Raw genomic sequence first — 20,251 nt, forward strand, 5'->3', positions numbered from 1 at the left:
AACAGCCACATTTATCGAAAGCTGTGCAATTTATATGCAGTTTACCCGTGACATGGTTTCGGAATTGGATTATTTCTGTACGTGCTCTTACAGGGTAGTTTTGGTACACTTTGCGATTCAGCTCGCAAAATCACGCATAAGAGAAGGTGTTGGAATGTTCATATCCGACCAGGAGACCTAATGATATCGATACCCATGCGACGACCTGGGGCGACGATACTCATGTTTTTCACCCTGATATTTTCGGGTGGAGTGCTGGCAAAGACCCACACAGAAACAACGAGTTACGAAGCCCACGTCACTAAGGCAAGCGTAAATAAACAGGCAAGCAGTAAACAAGAGTATTCTCGCAATAGTGTAAAAAGCAGTTCACTTCCTGATTTGCGAAAATACCCTTCCGGAACACCAAGAAAAAAAGCGTTTCTCCGGACAGTAATGCCTTATATCACCAGCAAAAACTCAGCGATTACCGCCGAGCGTAACTGGTTGCTTACCAAGCAATACGACAGCCAATGGTCGCCTGCCGAGCGCACGCGTCTGAAGGATATTGCCAAACGCTACAAAATCAGCTGGTCTGGCAATACACGCCGTATTCCGTGGAACACTCTGCTTGAACGGGTAGACATTATCCCGGACAGCATGGTCGCTACCATGGCGGCGGCGGAAAGCGGTTGGGGTACCTCCAAACTGGCGCGTAACAATAACAACCTGTTCGGCATGAAATGCGCAAAAGGGGCTTGTAAAAACGGGCCAGGTAAAGTGAAAGGGTACTCTCACTTTGAGACCGTGCAGGAGTCGGTAGACGCTTACGTGACCAACCTGAACACACATGCCGCATACAACTCTTTCCGTAAGTCTCGCGCCCAGTTGCGCAAGGCAGACCAGGAAGTGACGGCGACCAATATGATTCATAAGCTGAAGGGTTACTCAACCCGTGGCGCGAGTTACAACAACTACCTGTTTGCTATGTACCAGGACAACCAGCAGTTAATCGCCGCCCATATGTAATCATCTGATGCTGAAAATAAAACGCCTTCCAACCGGAAGGCGTTTTTGTTTGCGCTAAATAAGGATTTCGCTATAGCGGTCGCGATAGTCTTTTGGCGTGCTGTCGTACTCTTTGCGAAACACGGAATAGAAATATTGCAGCGACGGGTAGCCGCACATCTGCGAGATTTCGTTGATGGAGAGCGACGTGGAGATCAGCAGGCTGCGCGCTTTTTCCAGTTTCTCCGCGTGAATCACCGCGTGAATCGTCTCCCCCACCTCTTCTTTAAAGCGCTTTTCCAGGTTCGAACGTGAGATGCCCACCGCGTCCAGAACCTGATCTACTTTGATACCTTTGCAGGCGTGGTTGCGAATGTAGTGCATGGCCTGGATCACCGCCGGGTCGTTGAGCGAGCGGTAATCCGTTGAGCGCCGCGCAACCACCCGCACCGGCGGCACCAGCAAACGTTGCAGCGGCATGGCTTCGTTATCAAGCAGTCGATGAAGCAGTTTTGCCGCCTGGTAGCCCATTTGCCGCGTTCCCTGAGCAACGGAAGAGAGCGCGACGCGCGAGAGATAGCGGGTGAGTTCTTCGTTATCAATGCCAATCACGCACAGCTTTTCCGGCACCGGAATATGCAAATGGTCGCAGACTTGCAAAACGTGGCGCGCGCGCGCGTCGGTCACGGCGATAATCCCGGTTTGCGGCGGTAGGGTTTGCAGCCAGTCCGCCAGCCGGTTTTGCGCGTGCTGCCAGTTTTCTGGCGCGGTAGTCAGCCCCTGATACACCACGCCACGGTATTTTTCCTGCGCCACGAGCTGGCAAAACGCGTATTCGCGCTCGGCAGCCCAGCGTTTGCCACTGGAGGCCGGCAGGCCGTAAAAGGCAAAACGGTGCACGCCTTTCTCTTTTAAATGCAGAAATGCGCTTTCCACCAGCGCGTAGTTATCGGTGGCGATGTAGTGCACCGCCGGGTAGTGGTCGGGGGTGTGATAAGAACCGCCGACGCCGACAATCGGCACATCGACATCCGCCAGCAGATGTTCAATTTCACTGTCGTCGTAATCGGCGATCACGCCGTCGCCAAGCCACTCTTTGATGTTTTCGATGCGCGCGCGAAAGTCTTCCTCAATGAAAATATCCCACTCAGATTGCGACGCCTGCAAATACTCACCCACCCCTTCGACGACCTGGCGGTCATAGGCTTTATTTGCGTTAAATAACAATGTGATGCGATGGCGCTTTTCAAACATGTTGGTTCGCTTCCTGACTTTGCATCAGTTCTGATTACCATATTCATGACACCGCCGGATAAAAATAATCCGGCAGTGTGACAGCGCCCGTATTCGCCTCCCCCTCAGGCCCGGCGTTTGGTGGCGGAATCCATCCACACGGCCAGCAGTAAAATGGCGCCTTTAACGATGTATTGCCAGAACGTCGGCACGTCCATCATGCTCATGCCATTATCCAGCGAGGCCATAATGAATGCGCCCATCACGGCCCCGGCAACGCTGCCGATACCGCCCGCCAGGCTGGTACCGCCAATGACGCAGGCGGCAATGGCGTCCAGTTCCGCGATATTCCCCGCCGAGGGGGAACCGGCGCCGAGACGCGAGCTAAGGATCAAACCGGCAATTGCCACCATCAACCCGTTGATGGCAAACACCGCCAGCTTGTTGCGCTCGACGTTAATACCGGAAAGCCGCGCCGCTTCGAGGTTGCCGCCAATCGCGTAGATGCGGCGGCCAAAAGCGGTACGCGTCGCCATAAACATCCCGGCCAGCAGCAGAAAAGCGAGCAATAACACCGGTGTCGGCACACCACGGTAATCATTCAGCAGCCAGATTGCGCCGAGCACGATCACCGCGATAATCGCCTGGCGACCCACCACGTTACTGGAGGACGAGGTTGCTAACCCCAGCGTCTGGCGGCGCATACGTCCGCGCCATTGCCAGAGCACAAAGGCGACCAGCCCCAACGCACCGACGCCAAAACCGATGCCGTCCGGCAAATAGCTCTGCCCGATTTGCGACATCGCCGCGCTGGTGGGCGAAACGGTGGTGCCGTTGGTGATACCGATCAGCACGCCGCGAAAGGCCAGCATCCCGGCGAGAGTGACAATAAACGACGGCACTTTACGGTACGCCACCCACCAGCCATTCCACGCGCCGAGCAGCAGGCCGAGCACCAGCGTCACCACCACGGTAAGCGGCAGCGGCCAGCCCAGCCAGACGTCGAAAATCGCCGCCGCGCCGCCCAGCAAGCCCATCATCGAACCGACGGAAAGGTCGATTTCGGCGGAGATGATCACAAACACCATGCCCACCGCCAGGATGCCGGTAATGGCGGTCTGGCGCAGCAGGTTAGAGATATTGCGTGCGCTCAGGTAGGCGCCATCGGTCATGCCGGTAAAAAACAGCATGATCACCACAATGGCGGCAAGCATGACAAACACTTGCAGGTTGAGGGATTTCAGCCCGGAGAACGCCCCCGGCGATGCGGTGGTTAACTTAATTTCAGACGGGTTGCTTTTCGACATGATGTTCGCTCCTCAGCGCCGCTTCCATGACCTGCTCCTGGGTCAAATTACGATTGATGAGATCGGCTTTTAGCTTGCCTTCATGCATTACCAGTACCCGATCGCTTAAGCCCAGCACTTCGGGCAGCTCGGATGAAATAACAATGACGGCGATCCCCTGCTGCACCAGTTGGTTAATCAGTTTGTAGATTTCATATTTCGCGCCAATATCGATGCCGCGCGTCGGCTCATCCAAAATCAAAATGCGCGGGTTGAGTAACAGGCAGCGGGCGAGGATCGCTTTTTGCTGATTGCCGCCGCTCAGCCGACCAATCGCCAGTTCCGGCGACGACGTTTTCACCTTCAGGCGTTGAAGCGATTGCAGAATGCAGGCTTGCTCGGCGGCGTCATCCAGGCTGCTGAGCGCGCCGGTAAACTGGTTGAGCGCCGCGAGCGTAATGTTCTTGCCCACCGCCATCACCGGCACAATGCCGTCTTTTTTGCGATCTTCCGGCACCATCGCGATGCCATGTTCGATAGCCTGCTGGCAGTGATTGATGTGTACGGGTTTGCCATCCAGAAAGATTTTTCCCTCCCAACGTCCCGGCCAGACGCCAAACAGGCACTGCACGGCTTCGGTGCGCCCGGCACCCACCAGCCCTGCAATGCCGAGGATCTCGCCGCGTTTCAGGCTAAAGGAGATATCGTTGACGCGTTTGATATGGCGGTTAACCGGGTGCCAGGCGGTCAAATGCTCGACGCGCAGGATCTCTTCGCCTGTGGTATGCGGTTCGCTGGGGTACAGCGCGGTCAGCTCGCGACCCACCATCATGGTGATGATGTCGTCTTCACTCATCCCGGCTGCGTCGCGCGTCCCGATATGCTGGCCGTCGCGAATCACGCAAATCACATCAGAAATCGCTTTCACTTCGTTAAGCTTGTGGGAAATGTAGATGCAGGCGATATCGTGGTTGCGCAGGTCGCGAATGATATCCAGCAGAACGGCGGTTTCTTGCTCGGTGAGCGATGCGGTGGGTTCATCAAGAATCAACAGCCGCACTTGCTTGTTCAGCGCTTTGGCGATTTCCACCAGTTGCTGCTGCCCAAGCCCTAAATCGCCGACGCGAGTATCCGGCGAAATCGCCAGGCTCACCTGTTTGAGCAGTTTCTCGCAGCGCAACGTCATCATGTCGTAGTCCATCACGCCGTGGCGGGTAATTTCCGTGCCGAGAAAGATGTTTTCCAGCACGGTCAGGTGCTTCACCAGCGCCAGTTCCTGGTGAATGATGGCAATCCCTTTGCGCTCGGTGTCGCGAATATGGCTGGCCTGCAAGGTTTCGCCTGCGAAGAGAATTTCCCCTTCATAGCTGCCCGCCGGGTAGATGCCACACAGCACTTTCATCAGCGTGGATTTACCAGAACCGTTCTCGCCGCACAGCGATAACACCTCACCGGCGTTAAGGTGCAGGCTGACATTATCAATCGCCTTTACCACGCCAAAGGCTTTGGTAATGTTCTTCATTTCGAGTAAATAAGGCATGGCTGCTCCACGTTGTTCGCTGGTCCGACAGCGCCTGAAAGGCAGGACGATCGGCGCGCCTGGTACAACTGCAGGCGCGTCGCGGGTTTCAGAGCTGGTTCTTCTGGTGGAAGCCGTCTTTGATGACCGTTGCGTCAATGTTGTCTTTGGTGACTTCAATCGGCGTCAGCAAACGGGCAGGGACATCTTTCAGGCCGTTGTTCAGCGAAGAGTCCGCTTTTGGCTGCTGGCCGTTACCCAGTTCAACGGCAATTTCCGCTGCGGTATTCGCCAATTGCGTAATCGGTTTGTAGACCGTCATCGTCTGGCTACCGTTAATCAGCCGTTTCACGCCTGCCAGGTCGGCATCCTGACCGGAAATCGCCACTTTTCCTGCCAGCCCCTGCGCGCTCAGTGCCTGAATCGCACCGCCTGCCGTGGCATCGTTTGAGGCGACAACCGCGTCGATTTTGTTGTTATTGGCCGTCAGCGCGTTTTCCATTATTTTCAGCGCATTTTCCGGTAGCCAACCATCGACCCACTGGTCACCGACAATTTTTATTTTTCCGCTATCAACATAGGGTTTTAATACTTTCATTTGCCCGGCGCGGAACAGCTTGGCGTTATTATCCACCGGTGAGCCGCCCATTAAGAAATAATTACCCTGAGGAACTTTATTAACGAGGCTTTGCGCCTGTAATTCCCCAACTTTTTCATTGTCGAAGGAAATATAGAAATCGATGTCAGCATTATTAATCATGCGGTCATAAGCCAGGACTTTAATTCCTTCTTGCTTGGCTTCTTTAACGACATTACTTAATACCTGGCCGTTATAGGGAATAATAACCAGCACATCGACGCCGCGGTTAATCATATTTTCTATCTGCGACATCTGCGTTTCTTCATTCCCGTTGGCGGACTGGACAAACACACTGGCGCCGAGCGATTCGGCTTTTTTAACAAAAATGTCGCGGTCTTTTTGCCAGCGCTCAAGGCGCAGATCGTCAATCGCCATGCCGATTTTGACCTCTTTGGCGTGGCCGACTACGCTGGCAAGCAGCAGGGAAGCGCAGAGTGTAAGGCAAAGATTCTTTATCTTCATAATAGTAATACCTTTTGTAGGGTGGTGAGCGAGATAAAAGAAACATGCACTGCTTTGGACGAGCAAATTCTTAACGCAGAATGGTGAGCTGGCAATTACAGATTTTAATCCGGGCGTTACGTTTTTTGGTTTATTTGCTGATTTATGACCTCGATCTTATTTTAAAAAAAACAAAAATGGTTTTGCATAAAAAGCAGGAAAGCGCGCCGCAGCAACTGTTTCTGTTATTTTGCGAGCTAGCGCACGTTTGCGCATTCTCTCAATGGCAGTGTGAAATAACGTAATTGAGCAAGGCTCAGAGAGAATCCAGTATTAGCTCAGATATGTACACTCGCCAATGGAGCTCATTATGCAAGCTTATTTCGACCAGCTGGAACGGGTTCGTTATGAAGGCCCAAAAACCACGAATCCTTTAGCGTTTCGTCATTACAACCCGGATGAGTTAGTGCTCGGTAAGCGCATGGAAGATCACCTGCGTTTCGCCGCCTGCTACTGGCACACCTTTTGCTGGAATGGCGCGGATATGTTCGGTGTTGGCTCTTTTGACCGCCCGTGGCAGCAGCCAGGCGAGGCGATGGCGCTGGCGAAACGAAAAGCCGATGTCGCGTTCGAGTTTTTCCATAAGCTGAATGTGCCGTTTTACTGCTTCCATGACGTGGATATTTCCCCGGAAGGCGCCTCACTGAAAGAGTACCTGAACAACTTCGCGCAAATGGTCGATGTGTTTGGTGAAAAACAGCAACAGAGCGGCGTGAAGCTGCTGTGGGGCACGGCGAACTGCTTTACTAATCCGCGTTACGGCGCCGGTGCAGCGACGAACCCGGATCCTGAAGTGTTCAGTTGGGCGGCGACCCAGGTGGTGAGCGCCATGAACGCCACCCATAAACTCGGCGGTGAAAACTATGTGCTGTGGGGCGGTCGCGAAGGGTATGAAACCCTGCTGAACACCGATCTGCGCCAGGAGCGCGAGCAGATCGGCCGCTTTATGCACATGGTCGTTGAGCACAAACATAAAATTGGTTTTCACGGCACGTTGTTAATCGAGCCAAAACCGCAGGAGCCAACCAAGCACCAGTACGATTATGACGCCGCCAACGTGTATGGCTTCCTGAAACAGTTCGGTCTGGAAAAAGAGATCAAACTGAACATCGAAGCGAACCACGCGACGCTGGCGGGCCACTCTTTCCACCATGAAATCGCCACGGCTATCGCGCTCGGGCTGTTCGGTTCGGTGGATGCGAACCGCGGCGATCCGCAGCTCGGCTGGGATACCGACCAGTTCCCGAACAGCGTCGAAGAGAACGCGCTGGTGATGTATGAAATCCTCAAAGCGGGCGGTTTCACTACCGGTGGCCTGAACTTTGACGCCAAAGTGCGCCGCCAGAGTACCGATAAATACGATCTTTTCCACGGCCATATCGGCGCGATGGACACCATGGCGCTGGCGTTAAAAGTCGCGGCTCGCATGGTGGAAGATGGCGAATTAGATAAACGCGTCGCCAAGCGTTACGCCGGCTGGAATGGTGAACTGGGCCAGCAAATTTTGCAGGGGCAGCTTAGCCTGGCGGAGCTGGCGAAGTACGCTGAACAGCAGAACCTGGCACCGCGTCATCAAAGTGGTCACCAGGAACAACTGGAAAATCTGGTCAATTATTATCTTTTCGATAAGTAACCGGCGCTGCGCGGCAAAGTCAAAAAGGAGTGGTCACTATGTATATCGGGATCGATCTCGGTACCTCAGGCGTGAAGGCGATCCTGCTCGGTGAGCAGGGCGATGTGTTGGCCTCCCATACGGAAAAACTCAGCGTATCTCGCCCACACCCGCTGTGGTCGGAGCAAGATCCTGAAAGCTGGTGGCAGGCGACAGACCGCGCCATTCAGGCGCTCGGCGCGGCGCATTCGCTTCAACAGGTGAAGGCGATGGGTCTGGCCGGGCAGATGCACGGCGCGACGCTGTTGGATAACGAAAATCGCGTGTTGCGTCCGGCCATTTTGTGGAATGACGGTCGCTGCGGCGAAGAGTGCCAGCTTCTGGAAGCACAGGTGAAAAATTCCCGCGCCATTACCGGCAACCTGATGATGCCCGGTTTTACCGCGCCGAAGCTGCTGTGGGTTCAGCGGCATGAACCGGACATCTTCGCGAAAGTGGCGAAGGTCCTGCTGCCAAAAGATTTCCTGCGTCTGAAAATGACCGGCGTATTCGCCAGCGATATGTCAGACGCAGCGGGCACCATGTGGCTGGATGTGGCGAAACGCGACTGGAGCGACGACATGCTGGCGGCTTGTTCGCTCTCGCGCAGCCATATGCCCGCGCTGTTTGAGGGGAGTGAGATCACCGGCGAACTGCTGCCAGACGTGGCCCGACGCTGGTCGATGCCGGTTGTGCCGGTGGTGGCTGGCGGTGGCGATAACGCGGCTGGCGCGGTGGGTGTTGGCATGGCGGATGCGGGTCAGGCGATGCTGTCGCTGGGAACCTCCGGCGTTTACTTCGCCGTCAGCGAAGGGTTTCTCAGTAAACCTGAAAGCGCGGTGCACAGCTTTTGCCATGCGCTGCCGGGGCGCTGGCATCTCATGTCGGTGATGCTCAGCGCGGCATCGTGCCTTGACTGGGCGGCAAAACTGACCGGTTTAGAGTCGGTGCAGGCGTTGATTAACGCGGCGGAACAGGCGGATGAAAACGCCGGGGATCTGTGGTTCTTACCTTATCTTTCCGGCGAGCGTACGCCGCATAACAACCCGCAGGCGAAAGGTGTGTTCTTTGGCCTGACCCATCAGCACGGGCAGGGGGAACTGGCCCGCGCGGTGCTGGAAGGCGTGGGTTATGCGCTGGCGGACGGCATGGATGTAGTGCATTCGTGTGGTGTCGCGCCGCAAAGTATTACGCTTATCGGCGGCGGTGCGCGCAGTGCCTGGTGGCGGCAAATGCTGGCGAATATCAGTGGATTGCAGCTGGATTACCGCACCGGTGGCGATGTCGGCCCGGCACTCGGCGCGGCGCGTCTGGCGCAAATCGCCGTTAACCCGCAAACGCCGCTGACAACATTACTGCCGCAACTGCCCATTGAGCAGCAGCACGTCCCGGATGCAGAACGCCATGCTCATTACGCGTCGCGGCGCGAGACATTCCGGCGCATCTACCAGCAACTTTTGCCCTTAATGTCCTGACCTTTTCGGCCCCCGCGTAAACGGTGGGCCGGAATCAACCTGAGGTTGTCCTTTTTTGGTCTTAGCAGGTAACGAACTCCTTGCCAGAATAGCGTTATGCCCACTGAGTAAGGAGTCCTGAAATGTCACGTACCGCCCTTATCAACATCGACACCCAGCAATCATTTTTCCACCGTGAATATTGGCAGGAAAGCGATTTTCCCGCCTTCCAAAAGGCGATTTCCGCGCTGATCGACGGCTGCGAAGCGCGCGGCGTGCCGGTGGTGGATATCTTTCATGTCTCCGACAGCGGCCCGTTTTCCCTTGAAAGTGGGTTCGTTGCGCCGATGCCATTCCTCAAACACCAACCCGCAGTAACCTTCTACAAGCATGTACATAATGCTTTCACCGACACCGGTCTGGATCACTGGCTGCGCGAACGCGATATCAATCACCTGATCATTTGTGGTATCCGTACCGAACAGTGCTGCGAAACCACCGCCCGTGTGGCATCAGACCTGGGCTATCGCGTGACCTTTGTCAGCGAAGCGACGCTCACTTTTCCGATGACCCATAAAGGGGTTACGCTGGACTGCAACGCGCTGCGCCACCGCACAGAAACCGTGCTGGATGGGCGCTTCGCGGCGATTAACACTGTTCACGAAATTCTGGAAATGTAATGACGACTGATGTCTGGTTTGTGATGTTACCCGGCATGCTGGCGCTGGATATGACCGGCCCGGCGGAAACCTTCGCGCTGGCGGGGGATGCCTTTCGCCTGCATTACATCGGCCCAGAGACCGAGGTTTCCACGTCGATTGGCCTGACAATGGGCAACATTGCCCCGCTACCGGAAACCCTGCCGGAAGGCAGCCTGCTGGTATTGCCCGGCGTGGTTGATTCGTCTCGTTTATTCGACACGCTGCAAGCAGAGCAAATACGCCACTGGCTGATGCGCCTGCAACCGATGCTCCACAACCAGGCCATTTCTCTAATGTGTGTCTGTTCCGGTGCGGTGTTGGCGGCGAAAGCGGGTTTGCTGAATGGCATTCACTGCACGACGCACCATGATGTGATCGCGCGGTTAAGCGCGGCGGCACCAGCGGCGCTGGTGAAAGAGAACCGGATTTTTATTGAGGATCGCAGCATCTGGACCAGCGCGGGTATCACCTCGGGTATTGATCTCTCGCTGCATCTGATTAACCGTTTTTGCGGGCCAGAAACCGCGCTGGCGGTGGCGCGGGAAATGGTGGTCTGGTTCCGCCGTTCTGGTGATGACCCGCAGATTTCGCCGTGGCTGCGCTATCGCAACCATTTGCATCCGGCGGTTCACCGGGCGCAGGATGCGTTAACCGCCGAACCGCAAAAGGCGTGGCAACTGGGCGATATCGCCGAGCGGGCGCACGTTAGCCCGCGCCATTTGACGCGGCTGTTTCAGCAGCATTTGGGCATCAGCGTGCGTGACTATCTTGAGCAGCTTCGTCTGGTGATTGCGGAGCAGTGCTTGTTGCAGGGGCGCGGCGTGGAACAGGCGGCGCTGGCCGCCGGGTTCTCATCACCGCGCCAGTTACATCGGGCGCGGGCGCGAACAGTTAACTGACAAAACGCCGGCTGTCGATGCGTTGAACCAGCATCGACAACGCCAGGCTTGCCAGCAGGGTGGCGCTGAAAATCCATAAGACATCAAGCAATGGCCAGTTTTTTAGCTCAATGCCGCGCGTGCGCAGAGCGTGGATAATCAGCGCGTGAAAACCGTAAATGCCCAGCGAATGGCGCGAAATCAGTGCTAAACCGGGTAATGTGCGGCTATTAAGCGTGTTTTTCACCAGCGTAAACAGGGCGATGGCGCAGAGGAATACCAGCGGGCCGCAGTAAAGATACCAGGTATCGGCGAAGTTGCCGCGCCATTTCAGTTCATGGAGCGTGCCGTGCGAAATCGCCAGCACCGCCAGCACAAACACCGCCATACTCAGCCAGGTCAGCGCGCGTTTTTGTGTCTCCATCATGCCGATGGCGCGCCCCAGCATGGCGTACAAAATGTAGTAAACCGTGTCGCCGCTGATATAGAGATTGATTGGCAACCATTCAAAACCCCCCACCTTTTGCGTCACGGTGTTCGGGTTGGCGACCACGCCAATCACCACCACCAACGCCAGCAGCATTTTGCCGCTTAGCGCTTTTACCTGAATCAACGGCGAAACCAGGTAGATAACGATAATCGCGAAGAAAAACCACAAGTGATAGAACACCGGTTTTTGCAGCAGATTTTTCAGGGATAACTCACTGTTAATCGAGGTAAAGAGCACGATATAGAGCAGGGCGAGCGCGCTGTAAAAAGCAAGGCACAAGGCGATGCGCAAGAAGTGGCGCGGCTGGGCGCTGCGTTCGCCGAAAAAGAGATAGCCTGAAATCATGAAAAACAGCGGGACGCTGACGCGTGAGGCGGAATTGAGCAGGTTGGCGACATCCCAGTCGAAAGTGGTGATGCTCGCCGGGTTGGTAATGTACCAGGTGGTGGTGTGGATCATCACCACCATTAAACACGCTATCCCTCGCAGATTATCTATCCAGTGAATTTTCAACTGCATGAGCTCCTCTGTTTGACGTTAACGACAAAAAACCTCTGACTGGTAATTTATCTGGCTATCTCTTTGGATAATTCTGAGTTTTCCCGTTCTGGCTTGTGAGTTCTTCACAGTTTTGCACAATTGCCTTTCCTCCCTTTTAAAAATAACAGACAGCGAACGGGGCAGTAAAAAATGATGAAATATGTTGTCCCGGCGTTGATGTTGCTACTTGTTGGCTGCAGCGCATCCGAGGATCTCCCTGTACAGAAGGCGCAACAAGCGCGTATTGGCCCGGCGCACTCCCTGGATATGGAGCAGTTGTGCAGGCAAAATGCGGCGCATCGCTACAACACGGGCGTGCAGCAAATTGATGTCATCGGCTTTGAACACTATCAGGGAAGCTACGAAATGCGCGGCGTCACTCCGCGTCGCGAGGCGTTTGTTTGCGCTTTTGATACAGAAGGCCAATTTTTACATCTTTCGATGCGTTAACCGCGTGAATACGGCGCGTTGCCGCCTGCTTTTCCCAATTTTCCTGAAACAAACCCGTTTCATACTGTATATCTTGCAGTCAGCGGGTATACTGGGCGCTTCCTTTAAATCCACACGTATCCAGCACGAAATAATATGCAAAAGTTTGATACCCGGACCTTTCAGGGTCTGATCCTGACCTTACAGGATTATTGGGCTCGTCAGGGCTGCACCATTGTTCAACCTCTGGACATGGAAGTGGGTGCCGGCACCTCGCACCCAATGACCAGCCTGCGCGCGCTGGGGCCAGAACCGATGGCAACCGCGTATGTGCAACCTTCCCGCCGCCCGACCGACGGTCGTTACGGCGAAAACCCGAACCGCTTACAGCACTATTACCAGTTCCAGGTGGTCATTAAACCCTCTCCGGACAACATTCAGGAGCTGTACCTCGGGTCACTGAAAGAGCTGGGTATGGACCCGACCATTCACGATATTCGTTTCGTGGAAGATAACTGGGAAAACCCGACGCTGGGTGCCTGGGGGCTGGGCTGGGAAGTGTGGCTGAACGGCATGGAAGTGACGCAGTTCACTTACTTCCAGCAAGTCGGCGGCCTTGAGTGCAAACCGATTACCGGTGAAATCACCTACGGTCTGGAACGTCTGGCCATGTACATTCAGGGCGTAGACAGCGTTTACGACCTGGTCTGGAGCGACGGCCCGCTGGGTAAAACCACGTACGGCGACGTGTTCCATCAAAACGAAGTGGAGCAGTCCACTTACAACTTCGAATACGCGGATGTTGATTTCCTGTTCACCTGCTTCGAGCAGTATGAAAAAGAAGCGCAACAGCTGCTGGCGCTGGAAAACCCGCTGCCGCTGCCTGCGTACGAGCGCATTCTGAAGGCCGCCCATAGCTTCAACCTGTTGGATGCGCGTAAAGCCATCTCCGTCACCGAACGCCAGCGCTACATTCTGCGCATTCGTACGCTGACCAAAGCAGTCGCTGAAGCCTATTACGCTTCCCGTGAAGCCCTTGGCTTCCCGATGTGCAACAGAAATAAATAAGAGGCGGCCATGTCTGAGAAAACGTTCCTGGTGGAAATCGGCACCGAAGAGCTGCCACCAAAAGCACTGCGCAGCCTGGCCGAGTCCTTCGCTGCTAACTTTACCGCTGAACTGGATGCCGCCGGGGTTACCCACGGCGATGTACAGTGGTTCGCCGCGCCGCGTCGCCTGGCGCTGAAAGTGGCAAAACTTGCCGCATCGCAACCGGATCGCGAAGTTGAAAAACGCGGCCCGGCCATTGCCCAGGCGTTCGACGCCGAGGGTAAACCGAGCAAAGCGGCCGAAGGTTGGGCGCGCGGCTGCGGTATCACTGTCGATCAGGCCGAGCGTCTGACCACCGACAAAGGCGAATGGCTGCTGTACCGCGCCCATGTGAAAGGCGAAAGTGTGGAAGCGCTGTTGCCGAACATGGTTGCCACCTCTCTTGGTAAACTGCCTATTCCGAAATTGATGCGCTGGGGCGCGTCAGACGTGCAATTTGTGCGTCCGGTGCACACTGTTACGCTGCTGCTGGGCGACAAAGTCGTTCCGGCGACCATTCTCGGCATCGATTCCGATCGCGTGATCCGTGGTCATCGCTTTATGGGCGAGCCGGAATTCACCATCGACAACGCCGATCAGTACCCGCAAATCCTGCTGGAACGCGGCAAAGTCGTTGCTGACTATGCCGCGCGTAAAGCCAAAATCAAAGCGGATGCGGAAGACGCGGCACGCAAGATTGGCGGCAACGCCGATCTGAGCGACAGCCTGCTGGAAGAAGTCACGTCGCTGGTGGAATGGCCGGTGGTGCTGACCGCGAAGTTCGAAGAGAAATTCCTCGCCGTTCCGGCTGAAGCGCTGGTTTACACCATGAAAGGTGACCAGAAGTACTTCCCGGTGTATGGCAACGACGGCAAACTGCTGCCGAACTTTATCTTCGTCGCCAATATCGAATCGAAAGATCCGCAACAGATTATCTCCGGTAACGAAAAAGTGGTGCGCCCGCGTCTGGCAGATGCCGAGTTCTTCTTCAATACCGACCGCAAAAAACGCCTCGAAGATCACCTGCCGCGTCTGCAAACCGTGCTGTTCCAGCAACAACTGGGTACGCTGCGCGACAAGACCGACCGTATTCAGGCGCTGGCGGGCTGGATTGCCGGGCAGATCGGCGCGGATGTGAACCACGCGACGCGCGCGGGTTTGCTCTCCAAGTGCGATCTGATGACCAACATGGTGTTCGAATTTACCGACACCCAGGGCGTGATGGGCATGCACTATGCGCGTCACGACGGCGAAGCCGAAGACGTGGCCATTGCGCTGAACGAGCAGTATCAGCCGCGTTTTGCCGGTGATGAACTGCCGTCTAACCCGATCGCTTGCGCACTGGCGATTGCCGATAAGATGGACACCCTGGCGGGTATCTTCGGTATCGGTCAGCATCCGAAAGGCGATAAAGACCCGTTCGCACTGCGCCGTGCCGCGCTGGGCGTGCTGCGTATTATCGTTGAGAAGAATCTGGCGCTGGATCTGCAAACCCTGACCGAAGAAGCGGTGCGTTTGTACGGCGACAAGCTGACCAACGCGAAAGTGGTCGACGATGTGATCGACTTTATGCTGGGCCGTTTCCGCGCCTGGTATCAGGATGAAGGTTTCAGCGTTGATACTATTCAGGCGGTGCTGGCGCGTCGTCCGACCAAACCGGCAGACTTTGACGCGCGTATGAAGGCGGTTTCGCACTTCCGCACGCTGGACGAAGCGGCGGCGCTGGCGGCAGCCAACAAGCGCGTTTCCAACATTCTGGCGAAGTCCGATGAAACCTTGAACGATGCTGTTCAGGCCACGGTGCTGAAAGAAGCGGCAGAGATCAAACTGGCGGGCAATGTGGTCGTGCTGCGCGACAAATTGCAGCCGTTCTTCGCTGAAGGCCGTTATCAGGAAGCGTTGATCGAGCTGGCGCAACTGCGCGAGCCGGTGGATGAGTTCTTTGAGAACGTGATGGTTAACGCCGACGATAAAGAAGTGCGCATCAACCGCCTGACATTGCTGGCGAAACTGCGCGAACTGTTCCTGCAAGTCGCGGACATTTCCCTGCTGCAGTAAGGGTGAAAGCCCTAAAAAAACCCGCTCCGGCGGGTTTTTTTGTCTCTCGCAAATGCCTTCGTTGCTTATCTTTTGTAGGCCGGATAAGGCCAGCCGCCATCCGGCAAAATATGCGCAGGTGACGCGATCGCCGGATGGCGCTGACGCTTATCCGGCCTACGGACGGTTCCTGCAAGCTGGGTGATATTTTGCAGGCGCCTTTGTTATTTGATCCGGCCTACGGACGGGAATTAAACCCCTGGCGCACTCTGAAAGGGCATAAATTTGCGGAAGGTCGCGCTGACACGCACGCTGTTGCGCCCGGCGCGTTTCGCTTCATACAACGCGTTATCCGCACTCTGAATCAGCTGCCCGTATTCGGTATGGTTTTTCTGGCAATGGCTGGCGACACCGATACTGACGCTGATAATCCCATCGGGCGAGCTGATGTGTGGCAAATCGAGCATCTGCACGCGGGTGCGCAGTTTTTCGGCTAACTCTACGGCGTCCGCTGAGCGCGTTTCCGGCAACAACGCGCAAAACTCTTCGCCGCCATAGCGGAAAAGAATGTCGTTCGGGTTTTCCAGCGCGCTGCGCATGGCGGCGGCAATCTGTTGCAGACACTCGTCACCGCGCTGGTGACCGTAGCAGTCGTTATAAAGCTTGAAGTAATCGACATCGATAATCAGCAGCGACAGCGACTTGTTATTGCGCTTGCTGGCGCGCCATTCCCGCTCGATACAGATATCGAAATAACGGCGATTGCCGACGCCCGTCAAACCATCGGACAGCGATTGTGCCAGCAATTCGTGCGCCTGATCGCGCAGTAGCGACTCACGGCGAACCGCCGCCGTCACATCGACAATTTGAATCAGGCAATAACGCTCCGCATCACCGAGGGGAACAATCGTCACGGCCTGGCTTAAACGCGCAGTGGGCCGCGCCGGTTCGGCGTACAGCGGAAAGGGCGAACGGTGCAGGGATTGTGAAAGCAGGGCAGATAAATTGTGACCAATGGCCTGACGGATCGCATCACCGACGCGGTGATACGCTAAGTCCGGAAATACAGTAAAAAAATCCTCGCCAACGGTATCGCTGGCCGCCCGCCCGGTATGCGCTTCTAACCACGCGTTCCACAGGGCGATGCGATAGTGTGCATCCACAAGAATCACACCCAGGCTTAAGGCTGAAAACGCATCCAATAACAACTTATCTTTCATGATCATTGCATTCCGCTTGGAACACTACCGGATTCTAAACGGCTGATATAAAGCCGGACTTGCTCGCGTAAATCACGCAGGGCGGACATATCAAGAATGAACGCGAGGTAACCCTGGATTTGCTGGCGCTCAAGGGCAAAATCAATACGCAGCATCATCACGAGCGGATCATTTTCGTCTTTGTTCGGGTTCAGAATCTGGTTACTGCTACCGACGCGCACCACCGGCAATGAACCTTGCAGCTCTTTTTGGAACATATTGGCCAGCGTACCGACGCAGGCGTTGAGCACGATATTGCCAATCTCGCTCATCGCTTCGCGCTCCATTTCGCCCAGTTCATGCGCGGGGATCAGGTCGCCCACCATCATGCGGACGATTTCAAAACTGGCGGCTTCTGGAAACATCAAAATCGCTTCCGTCGCGTACGCGCCTTCGTAATGCTGGCTGATACCAAACAGCGACACGCCCGCGCCAAACTCATCGGCCGCTTCCGAGCGCGGGGTAAAGCGAATGGTGGGCACCGACATGCGGACTTCTTCATTGACGATGTTGCTCATCGCCGCCGCCGCGTGACCGACGCCGATGTTGAAGATTTCCATCAGGCTATCGGCTTCAATCTCGCTGATATCCGGCAACTCAATCATGGGTTTTTCTCCAGATTATTCAGCAATTCGTGAAGCTGCGGCTCTTTCAACGGTTTCGGCAGAAAACCGAGGCCCAGCTCTTCGGCAGCACTTTGCACCGAGTTCTGCACGTTGGCGGTCAGCAACACAATATGGGTATTCGGGTGGTTTTTGCGGATGCGTGCCGCGGCTTCAATCCCGCCGATGCCCGGCATATTGACGTCCAGTAGGATCAGGTACGGCGTGTTCGCGGCTGCCAGCTCAATCGCTTCTTCACCGGTTCCGGCTTCGTCAATTTTCCAGTCGCTATGCAGGTTCAGTACGTACTGGCGTGAAATCATGCGCGACAGGCGGCTGTCATCAACAATCAGAATATATCTGGACATCGTTCATTCTCTTTTTATGGTTCAAAGCCTAAAAATAGAACAATGCATCTCTTCCGGGACCTCTTCCCTGATACTTTTCTGCACGATGGAGCAATGTTATGCATTTGGCATAGCTCACGGTTTCATCGTTTCCTTTCTGAAATAACGCTCCTGAAATGCACACACGGTCGGCTACTTTTAGTTAAGTCACCTTATTCATCGGCAGATGTGCGCAAACAATTAGCCTTTAATTTTGTGTGTGACGACAAATACCCAGCAGCAACCAATTCTTGTAGTGATTGTGCTCTATGCTTGAGGAATAAAAATAAACGCGCTACGTTTTTCGCGCGCGTTAACGCCAGTGAAAGTGAATGATTTGCTCCAGTAACTCAGTATGTCGCTGAGTTAATTCTGCCAACTCCACCGCCACAAGGAATAAAAAATGACTTTGCCTGGAATGAATCCCGAAAGCAGCTTACCGGGGTATGACATTGCCCGAATGACCGGTTACGGTGCGTCGGACTTTGATTTTAAAGCCCTCGGCGGCGCAATGGATTGTACCCGTGAGTTCGCCCAGGCAGGAATCATTTATGCCGACGGCCCGCAGCGTTACCTCGTGCGACCCAGTAAGCGCCATCCCAACGGGCAAAGCGGCATTGTGACGCATGTGATTGTCACCAAAGCCGATGCGCGGCCTTCCAATTCCAGCAACGGCAAAGCCCTGACAGAAGCGGTTTCTTCTACGTCGATGGGTACCGAAATTGCCTCTACCGTACTTTCCTGCGGCGCGATGATTATCACCGCAGGCGTCATGGTGGCGGGCACCGCCGCAATACCGTTGACCGCAGGCGGCAGCACCGCGCTGGTGGCTATCGGTTATGCCGGTACTATCGCGACGGGCCTGCAATGCATCAACGGTATTTATCGCGTGTATGACCTGGTGGAAAACGGCGGTGAAAATGTCGCCTGGCTGGATTCTCAAGAGTGGTATGTTGCGACGTCAACATCGCTGGACTTGGTTTCGCTCGCCAGCGCCGGTGGCGCGCTGAAAGAAGCGCTGGCGACCTGGAAAGCGATGAAGTCCGTCTCATCGTTAAAAGCGACGCAGTGGCTGAAAGAGTATCCGCGCCAGGATCGCGCCCGTTTGACCGAGCTGATTATCCGCGCGCAAAACCCCGGCATCAGTAACAAAGGGATCAAAGCGGCGATTCGTGCAGGTCTTTATCCGAAGCGCTTCCCTGTTGAGCCGGTTCAACTTGAACTGACCCGCCAGCTTGGGCAAGTGGTGACCAGCGCGGCGGCCCTGGCCGGTAGCGCCGTCAGCGGCGTGATTGCCGCACCGGGCAACGTGCCGCGCACCGGGCGCTACATCGTGGGCACGATCCAGTCGCTGGCGGTGATCTAATGTCCTTTTCCTCCTGGCTTGCCGGGCACGTTTTCTGCGACCTGCTGCAACATGGCCGGGAAATCGAACCCGCGATCGCGCGTAAAGATGCGAGTTTACTCACCCATTCCACGCCGGAGCTGGAGCGCTATTTCGATAAGCCACCGGCGGAGCTGCCCCGGCAGAACGCGTTTCCGGTGGCGATTGTGCTGCTGCTGTTTCTGGTGGCGTTTGTGCTGAATCTGCTGACCGTGCTGCGCCTGTTTTCAGCATTAACACCGCCGATGCACGCGCTGCTGTTTTTCGCGCCGTCGCTGGTCATGCTGCTGTCGATCATCACGGCCAGCTTCTTCCTGGCGCGCGGTTATAGCCTGGGAATCGCGGGCTTCTACTACCTGTTTACTGCTCTGATGGTGTTAACGGTTGCGCAGTTGGTTTTCAACCTGCTTATTCACGGCGGCGCGGCGGCGCCGTTATTGCTGGCCTTCGCGGCGTTATTGGGCTGTCGACGTGTGCTGAATGGGCGGGGATTTGTGCTGTTTTCGCTGTATTGCCGTACGCAGCGGATTGCAAAAGTGGCGAGAGAGGTGAGGTTACGTTCGCGTGGCTGAACCTGAAAATGTAAACCCCCGGTATCGGGGGTTATTCTTCTTATCCAACAAATTCATTCAATCAACTGTCTACTGAGCGTCGGGTTCGCGTGAATCAAGCGCATCAGTTTCATTTCGGTGGCGGTGGGTTTTATACGTTGTGATTCCCACTCATGCACCATTGATACCGAGACGCCCATCGCACGCGCGAAGTCATCAATTTTCAGCCCGGTTCCACGTCGCAATAATTCAAAGTCATTAAGGGCATTCGTCTTTTTGCTTAGAGTTACCGTCTGCGTAACATCTTCCTTGAAAACAATCTGTTCCAAACTGCTCAGCAGCTCAAACATAGGATCTTTATATTCCATTGAGAACTCCTCGTAAAATCACACAGCGGGATCGTGATACAGCTCGTTAAGAATAGTCGGGAAAAAACCTGGCGTGGGATGGCGGTCGTGAGAAATTCTGCCACTACGGCCATTTGTTGAGCATTCAATGCAGCTTTATGCGCTTTTTTGCCGCGTAATTGATTGATTATTCACACTCTCTTTTTTCTCAGATAATTTTTGTAAATCATCTGCAAAAATTTGGATTAGGAATAATCCGTACCGCTTCGCGGAAAATATCATGCCAG

Annotated in this window: 19 protein-coding genes; 10 read left to right on the forward strand and 9 right to left on the reverse strand. The window is 55.1% G+C overall.

Annotation, left to right across the window (positions count from 1 at the left end):
• Window positions 1-180: 180 nt before the first annotated feature.
• Window positions 181-1,008, forward strand: coding sequence for a protein bax (locus tag AAEY27_RS00865; protein WP_342323086.1), 828 nt, complete (start codon window positions 181-183; stop codon window positions 1,006-1,008).
• 54 nt (window positions 1,009-1,062) lie between these two features.
• On the opposite strand, the gene xylR is transcribed toward AAEY27_RS00865, so the two are convergent.
• The 4 genes from xylR to xylF form a co-directional block, all read right to left on the reverse strand.
• Window positions 1,063-2,241, reverse strand: coding sequence for a D-xylose utilization transcriptional activator XylR (gene xylR / locus AAEY27_RS00870; protein ID WP_342323087.1), 1,179 nt, complete (start codon window positions 2,239-2,241; stop codon window positions 1,063-1,065).
• 104 nt (window positions 2,242-2,345) lie between these two features.
• Window positions 2,346-3,527: a xylose ABC transporter permease XylH gene (gene xylH / locus AAEY27_RS00875; RefSeq protein ID WP_342323088.1), complete on the reverse strand. Its 1,182-nt coding sequence runs from the start codon at window positions 3,525-3,527 to the stop codon at window positions 2,346-2,348.
• Window positions 3,505-5,046, reverse strand: coding sequence for a xylose ABC transporter ATP-binding protein (locus AAEY27_RS00880; protein ID WP_342323089.1), 1,542 nt, complete (start codon window positions 5,044-5,046; stop codon window positions 3,505-3,507). The genes xylH and AAEY27_RS00880 overlap by 23 nt, the downstream gene beginning before the upstream one ends.
• An 88-nt stretch (window positions 5,047-5,134) precedes the next feature.
• Complete coding sequence (gene xylF / locus AAEY27_RS00885) at window positions 5,135-6,127, reverse strand: D-xylose ABC transporter substrate-binding protein (RefSeq protein ID WP_342323090.1); 993 nt, start codon at window positions 6,125-6,127, stop codon at window positions 5,135-5,137.
• Window positions 6,128-6,476: 349 nt separating this feature from the next.
• Between xylF and xylA the strand changes: the two genes are divergently transcribed.
• The 4 genes from xylA (at window position 6,477) to AAEY27_RS00905 (ending at window position 10,871) form a co-directional block, all read left to right on the forward strand.
• Window positions 6,477-7,799: a xylose isomerase gene (xylA, locus tag AAEY27_RS00890; RefSeq protein ID WP_342323091.1), complete on the forward strand. Its 1,323-nt coding sequence runs from the start codon at window positions 6,477-6,479 to the stop codon at window positions 7,797-7,799.
• Window positions 7,800-7,837: 38 nt separating this feature from the next.
• Window positions 7,838-9,292 (forward strand): xylulokinase, encoded by a 1,455-nt coding sequence (gene xylB, locus AAEY27_RS00895; RefSeq protein WP_342323092.1) that lies wholly within the window; start codon window positions 7,838-7,840, stop codon window positions 9,290-9,292.
• A 122-nt stretch (window positions 9,293-9,414) separates the two neighbouring features.
• Window positions 9,415-9,951: an isochorismatase family protein gene (locus AAEY27_RS00900; RefSeq protein ID WP_342323093.1), complete on the forward strand. Its 537-nt coding sequence runs from the start codon at window positions 9,415-9,417 to the stop codon at window positions 9,949-9,951.
• Window positions 9,951-10,871 carry a GlxA family transcriptional regulator gene (locus AAEY27_RS00905; RefSeq protein ID WP_342323094.1) on the forward strand — a complete coding sequence of 307 codons (921 nt, stop codon included), beginning with the start codon at window positions 9,951-9,953 and terminating at the stop codon, window positions 10,869-10,871. The genes AAEY27_RS00900 and AAEY27_RS00905 overlap by 1 nt, the downstream gene beginning before the upstream one ends.
• Here AAEY27_RS00905 and AAEY27_RS00910 read toward each other — a convergent pair.
• Window positions 10,864-11,859 carry an acyltransferase gene (locus AAEY27_RS00910; RefSeq protein ID WP_342323095.1) on the reverse strand — a complete coding sequence of 332 codons (996 nt, stop codon included), beginning with the start codon at window positions 11,857-11,859 and terminating at the stop codon, window positions 10,864-10,866. The genes AAEY27_RS00905 and AAEY27_RS00910 overlap by 8 nt on opposite strands.
• 171 nt (window positions 11,860-12,030) lie before the next feature.
• Here AAEY27_RS00910 and AAEY27_RS00915 point away from each other — a divergent pair, with 171 nt between their 5' ends.
• The 3 genes from AAEY27_RS00915 to glyS all read left to right on the forward strand — a co-directional run bounded on the left by AAEY27_RS00915 (window position 12,031) and on the right by glyS (window position 15,456).
• Window positions 12,031-12,330, forward strand: coding sequence for a YsaB family lipoprotein (locus AAEY27_RS00915; protein ID WP_342323096.1), 300 nt, complete (start codon window positions 12,031-12,033; stop codon window positions 12,328-12,330).
• 135 nt (window positions 12,331-12,465) lie between these two features.
• Window positions 12,466-13,377, forward strand: a complete 912-nt coding sequence (glyQ, locus tag AAEY27_RS00920) for a glycine--tRNA ligase subunit alpha (protein WP_042718627.1) — start codon at window positions 12,466-12,468, stop codon at window positions 13,375-13,377.
• A gap of 9 nt (window positions 13,378-13,386) precedes the next feature.
• On the forward strand, window positions 13,387-15,456 hold the full coding sequence (gene glyS / locus AAEY27_RS00925) for a glycine--tRNA ligase subunit beta (protein WP_342323097.1): 2,070 nt from the start codon (window positions 13,387-13,389) through the stop codon (window positions 15,454-15,456).
• Between the two features lie 230 nt (window positions 15,457-15,686).
• On the opposite strand, the gene AAEY27_RS00930 is transcribed toward glyS, so the two are convergent.
• The 3 genes from AAEY27_RS00930 to AAEY27_RS00940 are packed head-to-tail and all read right to left on the reverse strand — an operon-like array spanning window position 15,687 to window position 17,664.
• A complete protein-coding gene (locus AAEY27_RS00930) occupies window positions 15,687-16,655 on the reverse strand; it encodes a GGDEF domain-containing protein (RefSeq protein WP_342323098.1) in 969 nt (322 codons plus the stop codon).
• A gap of 2 nt (window positions 16,656-16,657) precedes the next feature.
• Window positions 16,658-17,299: a chemotaxis protein CheC gene (locus tag AAEY27_RS00935; protein WP_342323099.1), complete on the reverse strand. Its 642-nt coding sequence runs from the start codon at window positions 17,297-17,299 to the stop codon at window positions 16,658-16,660.
• Window positions 17,296-17,664, reverse strand: a complete 369-nt coding sequence (locus AAEY27_RS00940; RefSeq protein ID WP_342323100.1) for a response regulator — start codon at window positions 17,662-17,664, stop codon at window positions 17,296-17,298. The genes AAEY27_RS00935 and AAEY27_RS00940 overlap by 4 nt, the downstream gene beginning before the upstream one ends.
• A gap of 421 nt (window positions 17,665-18,085) precedes the next feature.
• On the opposite strand from AAEY27_RS00940, the gene AAEY27_RS00945 reads away from it, so the two are divergent.
• Window positions 18,086-19,048 carry a hypothetical protein gene (locus tag AAEY27_RS00945; protein ID WP_342323101.1) on the forward strand — a complete coding sequence of 321 codons (963 nt, stop codon included), beginning with the start codon at window positions 18,086-18,088 and terminating at the stop codon, window positions 19,046-19,048.
• Window positions 19,048-19,638: a hypothetical protein gene (locus AAEY27_RS00950; protein WP_342323102.1), complete on the forward strand. Its 591-nt coding sequence runs from the start codon at window positions 19,048-19,050 to the stop codon at window positions 19,636-19,638. Before AAEY27_RS00945 ends, AAEY27_RS00950 begins: the two co-directional genes overlap by 1 nt.
• A 53-nt stretch (window positions 19,639-19,691) precedes the next feature.
• On the opposite strand, the gene AAEY27_RS00955 is transcribed toward AAEY27_RS00950, so the two are convergent.
• Complete coding sequence (locus AAEY27_RS00955; protein ID WP_342323103.1) at window positions 19,692-19,985, reverse strand: HTH-type transcriptional regulator; 294 nt, start codon at window positions 19,983-19,985, stop codon at window positions 19,692-19,694.
• Window positions 19,986-20,251 lie beyond the last annotated feature (266 nt).

This window comes from Kosakonia sp. BYX6 (assembly GCF_038449125.1).
Taxonomy (GTDB): domain Bacteria; phylum Pseudomonadota; class Gammaproteobacteria; order Enterobacterales; family Enterobacteriaceae; genus Kosakonia; species Kosakonia calanthes.

Coding starts and splice junctions, on each gene's coding strand:
- AAEY27_RS00865 (WP_342323086.1), top strand. CDS start 181: ATGATATCGATACCCATGCGACGACCTGGGGCGACGATACTCATGTTT.
- xylR (WP_342323087.1), bottom strand. CDS start 2,241: ATGTTTGAAAAGCGCCATCGCATCACATTGTTATTTAACGCAAATAAA.
- xylH (WP_342323088.1), bottom strand. CDS start 3,527: ATGTCGAAAAGCAACCCGTCTGAAATTAAGTTAACCACCGCATCGCCG.
- AAEY27_RS00880 (WP_342323089.1), bottom strand. CDS start 5,046: ATGCCTTATTTACTCGAAATGAAGAACATTACCAAAGCCTTTGGCGTG.
- xylF (WP_342323090.1), bottom strand. CDS start 6,127: ATGAAGATAAAGAATCTTTGCCTTACACTCTGCGCTTCCCTGCTGCTT.
- xylA (WP_342323091.1), top strand. CDS start 6,477: ATGCAAGCTTATTTCGACCAGCTGGAACGGGTTCGTTATGAAGGCCCA.
- xylB (WP_342323092.1), top strand. CDS start 7,838: ATGTATATCGGGATCGATCTCGGTACCTCAGGCGTGAAGGCGATCCTG.
- AAEY27_RS00900 (WP_342323093.1), top strand. CDS start 9,415: ATGTCACGTACCGCCCTTATCAACATCGACACCCAGCAATCATTTTTC.
- AAEY27_RS00905 (WP_342323094.1), top strand. CDS start 9,951: ATGACGACTGATGTCTGGTTTGTGATGTTACCCGGCATGCTGGCGCTG.
- AAEY27_RS00910 (WP_342323095.1), bottom strand. CDS start 11,859: ATGCAGTTGAAAATTCACTGGATAGATAATCTGCGAGGGATAGCGTGT.
- AAEY27_RS00915 (WP_342323096.1), top strand. CDS start 12,031: ATGATGAAATATGTTGTCCCGGCGTTGATGTTGCTACTTGTTGGCTGC.
- glyQ (WP_042718627.1), top strand. CDS start 12,466: ATGCAAAAGTTTGATACCCGGACCTTTCAGGGTCTGATCCTGACCTTA.
- glyS (WP_342323097.1), top strand. CDS start 13,387: ATGTCTGAGAAAACGTTCCTGGTGGAAATCGGCACCGAAGAGCTGCCA.
- AAEY27_RS00930 (WP_342323098.1), bottom strand. CDS start 16,655: ATGAAAGATAAGTTGTTATTGGATGCGTTTTCAGCCTTAAGCCTGGGT.
- AAEY27_RS00935 (WP_342323099.1), bottom strand. CDS start 17,299: ATGATTGAGTTGCCGGATATCAGCGAGATTGAAGCCGATAGCCTGATG.
- AAEY27_RS00940 (WP_342323100.1), bottom strand. CDS start 17,664: ATGTCCAGATATATTCTGATTGTTGATGACAGCCGCCTGTCGCGCATG.
- AAEY27_RS00945 (WP_342323101.1), top strand. CDS start 18,086: ATGACTTTGCCTGGAATGAATCCCGAAAGCAGCTTACCGGGGTATGAC.
- AAEY27_RS00950 (WP_342323102.1), top strand. CDS start 19,048: ATGTCCTTTTCCTCCTGGCTTGCCGGGCACGTTTTCTGCGACCTGCTG.
- AAEY27_RS00955 (WP_342323103.1), bottom strand. CDS start 19,985: ATGGAATATAAAGATCCTATGTTTGAGCTGCTGAGCAGTTTGGAACAG.